Below are 3,887 nucleotides of genomic sequence, written 5' to 3'. Positions count from 1 at the left end.
GATTACGATCAGCGGTGGAGGCGGTTCTGGTGCAACTGCAACAGCAACAATTTATAAGTCTACTGATGGAGATATAAATCCATCATCTAAAACTGCCTTCTTAGAAGCCATTCAAGTTGAAAGAATGAGAGAGTTCAACTTTGAGAATACCCGTAAAGCCGATTTACTTCGATGGGGAATATTCTTAAAAGTGCATCAGGATATGGGTAATAAATTACAGCAGCAAAGTCCTGGTCAATATTTTGTTAAATATTACTCAAATGTTAGTTCTAGAGATCTTTTGATGCCAATTCCTATCAATGAAATGTCTTCAAACTTAAAAATGACACAAAATCCTGGTTGGGAATAAATTAATTCAAATTAGAAATTATGAAAATTAAATTATATAGTATTGTAGCAGCGGCCTTATTGATGGCTTCCTGCGAAAAGCCCACTCTTGAAGCAGAGGCTCCAGTATTTGATGTTAATACTGAAAAAGCTACTTATAAAGTAGGTGAGACCATTAAATTTATGATTATTGGTGGTCAAACACAGAATATTTCCTTTTATTCTGGTGAGTTACTTAAGGATTATAATTCTAGAACTGGACGTGTTATTGATGTTGTTGGTTCTGGTGCCACCTTAACATTCAATAGCAGTGTTCAGTTAGGTACACAGGCTAATCAGGTTACGCTTTGGGCATCTAACAACTTTTCTGGTGATTATTCTAGCCTTGACAAAGTTAAGGCGGCTACATGGGTTGATATTACCAGCAGATTTAAATTAGGAACAAGTGCAACCTTGTTAACTTCAGGTACAGTTGATGTTTCTGATCTAATAGTTGCAGGAAAGCCAATTTATTTTGCATTCCGTTATACAACCTTGGCTCAAGCTACTAATGGTGTTAACCGTCAATGGTTTATTCAATCATTTGCTCTTAATAGTAAAAAAATGTTGGATAATAAGGTGTCTCTTACGATAGCAGATCAGGCTAGTGCAGGCTTTAGAATTGTTGATGATTTAAAAGATAAGGCTCCTGCATTATCTTCAGTAACTTCAACCAGATTAACGCTTCAGGGTAATACTTACTTAACTGCAAGCTTACCGCAGTTTAATCCAGCTAATCCGATTTTTGATTCTAAGAATGGAATATATAATCCACAAGATCCGGCATATCAGCCTTCAGCTGTTTATAAGCCATTTGTTGCATTTGATCCTGCCAGCCCTTTCAATGATCCAAAAACTGAGCATTGGGCAATAAGCAAGGCAATATCTATTGACAAGGTAGATCTAGGACCCGATTGGTCATTAGCAATAAAAGGATTAACAAATCCTGTATTACCAGAATACCGTTATTCGTATCCTGTTGCAGGTACTTTTAAAGCAGTTTTTGTTGCTTCAAATGGTAATATTGATAAAACAAGTGAAGTTACTAAAGAGATTACTCTTACAATAACTCCTTAATTATATTAGTTTGTCTTAGAAGGATTAATCCATTCGTGGATTAATCCTTTTTTATTATAAATTTTACCAAATCTGCTTTAAATGATTGTTTCAGGTAAATTGAAGATTCTAATTATTTGCGTTTTTTTAACCTTCCCTTATACTAATTTTGCTCAATCTGAACTGAATGATCAGAAAAATAGCAAAGCCAATACTATTAATCATAACCGCGAAAGATTAAGAATTCTTAATAACCTGGAGAAGGTAATGGGCAAATTACCCAGAGGCAGTAAACACCTTTCATTTAACATACAAATTACAGATAGTACAATCGAAGAAAATTTTACCCGGTATAACCTTACTTTTAATGTGACAGATAAAGAGCGTTTACCTGTTTACCTGTATATACCCAAACAAATTGGAATTCCAAAAAAACTCCCGGCCATGCTTGTGCTTCACGGCACTCATGCATTAGGTAAGGGTGTTGTAGATGGACAAGGAGATAAACCTAACCGCGCTCATGCAAGAGAACTAGCGCAACGTGGATACGTAGTAATTGCACCCGATTATCCAAGCTTTGGCGATTTAAAGGATCATGACTTTGAAAATGATAGATATAAATCAGGAACAATGCAGGCTATCTTTAATCATATGCGATGTATTGACTTGCTTCAGAGTAGAGCCGATGTAGATCCTGAGCGGATCGGTGTAATTGGACATTCTCTAGGTGGTCATAATTCTATGTTTGTTTCGGCCTTTGATGAACGTATTAAAGTGACCGTTTCAAGCTGTGGCTGGACTCAATTTGAATATTATACTATTGGTGAAGAAGGATCTAAGAAATACGGTGGCCGCTTAGGCCCCTGGGCTCAAACCAGGTATATGCCCCTGATCCGATCTAAGTATGATCTGGATGAAAATAAAATTCCATTTAATTTTAGCGATATTATAACTGCAATTGCACCTCGTCCTTTTTTTTCGGTTTCACCATTACGTGATGCGAATTTTGATTATAAAGGTGTTGAAGCAGGTGTTCTAAAAGTGAAGCCTGTCTATGATTCATTAAGTATGCCCAATAATTTACAGGTTCGTTACCCAAATGCTGAGCATGATTTTCCGGTCGATAACCGTATAGAAGCCTATGCTTTTATTGATAAAATACTCAATTTCAAGCCATTAACTACTAAGTTAAAATAGATTAACTTAGAAACAATAGTTTGATCACTAATACATTGCAACATAAATAGGAAGATCTGAAGCACTGCTTTATTGAAATTCTTTGGTCTGATTAATTAAAATTGATCTCTATATTTATTTAAACAATCAGAAACACATACTAATGATGAAAATTGCCTTGAATTTCAAAAAAAGCTCGACAATATTACTGTGGATATTCTTGAGTATTCCACTTCTTCTTGTTGCTCAGGTCAATTCATCAGATAGCGTATATTCAGTTAGTAAAAATCGAAATACACATCAAAAAAATAGAATTCATATTCTTAAGGATATGCAAAAGGCTATGGGTAAACTTCCTGATAGGCATATGATTAAATCTACGGATATCCATATCATTGATAGTGTTAAGGAAACTTCATTCATTCGTTACTCTATTCTCTTTACAGTAGCAAAAAACGAAACACTACCAGTTTATTTATATATACCCGTGCAAATGGGCAGTCCAAAAAGACTTCCTGCCATGCTTGTTTTGCATGAAACAGATCCATTAGGTAGAAAGGCAGTTGATGGTCAGGCTGGAAAGCCTAATCGTGCACATGCAAGAGAGTTAGCAGAACGAGGTTATGTTGTTATAGCTCCTGATTTTCCAAGTTTTGGTGATCAGAAAGATTATAATTTTGAAACCGATCGATATCAATCTGGAACGATGAAAGGCATTTTTAATCATATAAGGTGCATTGATTTACTACAAAGCAGGGCAGATGTTGATCCAAATGCTATTGGAGTAATTGGCCATTCATTGGGCGGACACAATTCCATTTTTGTAGCCGCTTTTGATGATCGTATAAAAGTGGCAGTTAGTAGTTGCGGATGGACCCAATTTGAATATTATAGTATTGGGCAAGCAGCTGAAAAAAAATATGGGGGGCGCTTGGGTCCATGGGCACAAACCAGATATATGCCTTTTTTACAAACAAAATATAAGCTAGATGGCGATCGTATCCCATTTAATTTTGATAAAGCTATAGCCGCTATAGCACCGCGAGCTTTTTTTTCAGTATCGCCTTTGCGTGATGCAAACTTTGATTATAAGGGTGTTGAAGCCGGTATTTTAAAAGTGAAGCCTGTCTATGATTCATTAGGTGTGCCCGATAATTTGCAGGTTCGTTACCCAAATGCTGAGCATGATTTTCCGGTTGAGAGTCGTAAAGAAGCCTATGCATTTATTGATAAGATATTAGGCCATAAACCTCTTACTACAGGTATTAAATAAGTTAATGATGACTGAA

The 3,887-nt window shown here is 36.0% G+C and carries 4 protein-coding genes; all 4 read left to right on the top strand.

Features of this window, described 5'->3' with window-relative positions; translation table 11 throughout:
* A partial coding sequence (locus ACIQZ6_RS12285; RefSeq protein WP_395811522.1) for a RagB/SusD family nutrient uptake outer membrane protein occupies positions 1 to 349 on the top strand: 349 nt, incomplete at its 5' end.
* A gap of 20 nt (positions 350 to 369) precedes the next feature.
* Positions 370 to 1,443: a DUF5017 domain-containing protein gene (locus ACIQZ6_RS12280; protein WP_395811520.1), complete on the top strand. Its 1,074-nt coding sequence runs from the start codon at positions 370 to 372 to the stop codon at positions 1,441 to 1,443.
* Between the two features lie 81 nt (positions 1,444 to 1,524).
* On the top strand, positions 1,525 to 2,619 hold the full coding sequence (locus ACIQZ6_RS12275) for an alpha/beta hydrolase (protein ID WP_395811518.1): 1,095 nt from the start codon (positions 1,525 to 1,527) through the stop codon (positions 2,617 to 2,619).
* Between the two features lie 199 nt (positions 2,620 to 2,818).
* Complete coding sequence (locus ACIQZ6_RS12270; protein ID WP_395811516.1) at positions 2,819 to 3,871, top strand: dienelactone hydrolase family protein; 1,053 nt, start codon at positions 2,819 to 2,821, stop codon at positions 3,869 to 3,871.
* Positions 3,872 to 3,887 lie beyond the last annotated feature (16 nt).

Origin of the sequence: Daejeonella sp. (genome assembly GCF_044348475.1) — a bacterium.
Taxonomy (GTDB): Bacteria; Bacteroidota; Bacteroidia; order Sphingobacteriales; family Sphingobacteriaceae; genus Daejeonella.
Note: the sequence above shows the minus strand (reverse complement) of the source record. Positions and strands in the feature narration are given on the sequence as shown.